The organism is Kluyvera sp. 142486, from assembly GCF_046569695.1.
Classification (GTDB): Bacteria; Pseudomonadota; Gammaproteobacteria; order Enterobacterales; family Enterobacteriaceae; genus Kluyvera.
The window spans coordinates 1-912 of record NZ_JBKHUI010000043.1 but is presented as its reverse complement, the minus strand read 5'-3'; the positions used below and the strand labels follow the sequence as shown (position 1 = coordinate 912).

Below are 912 nucleotides of genomic sequence, written 5' to 3'. Positions count from 1 at the left end.
GTGTGTTTGAGTCTCTCAAATTTTTGCAGCGCGATGATGAATCGAAAGAAACATCTTCGGGTTGTGAGGTTAAGCGACTAAGCGTACACGGTGGATGCCCTGGCAGTCAGAGGCGATGAAGGACGTGCTAATCTGCGATAAGCGTCGGTAAGGTGATATGAACCGTTATAACCGACGATTTCCGAATGGGGAAACCCAGTGTGTTTCGACACACTATCATTACGTGAATACATAGCGTAATGAAGCGAACCGGGGGAACTGAAACATCTAAGTACCCCGAGGAAAAGAAATCAACCGAGATTCCCCCAGTAGCGGCGAGCGAACGGGGAGCAGCCCAGAGCCTGAATCAGCATGTGTGATAGTGGAACGGTATGGAAAGGCCGGCGATACAGGGTGATAGCCCCGTACACAAAATTGCATGTGCTGTGAGCTCGATGAGTAGGGCGGGACACGTGGTATCCTGTCTGAATATGGGGGGACCATCCTCCAAGGCTAAATACTCCTGACTGACCGATAGTGAACCAGTACCGTGAGGGAAAGGCGAAAAGAACCCCGGCGAGGGGAGTGAAAAAGAACCTGAAACCGTGTACGTACAAGCAGTGGGAGCATCCTTCGGGGTGTGACTGCGTACCTTTTGTATAATGGGTCAGCGACTTATATTCTGTAGCAAGGTTAACCGTATAGGGGAGCCGCAGGGAAACCGAGTCTTAACTGGGCGTTAAGTTGCAGGGTATAGACCCGAAACCCGGTGATCTAGCCATGGGCAGGTTGAAGGTTGGGTAACACTAACTGGAGGACCGAACCGACTAATGTTGAAAAATTAGCGGATGACTTGTGGCTGGGGGTGAAAGGCCAATCAAACCGGGAGATAGCTGGTTCTCCCCGAAAGCTATTTAGGTAGCGCCTCGTGAA

At 51.0% G+C, this 912-nt stretch carries 1 rRNA gene; it reads left to right on the top strand.

Features of this window, described 5'->3' with window-relative positions:
* Positions 1-67: 67 nt before the first annotated feature.
* A 23S ribosomal RNA gene (locus ACLGE8_RS22655) occupies positions 68-912 on the top strand; the annotation flags it as partial.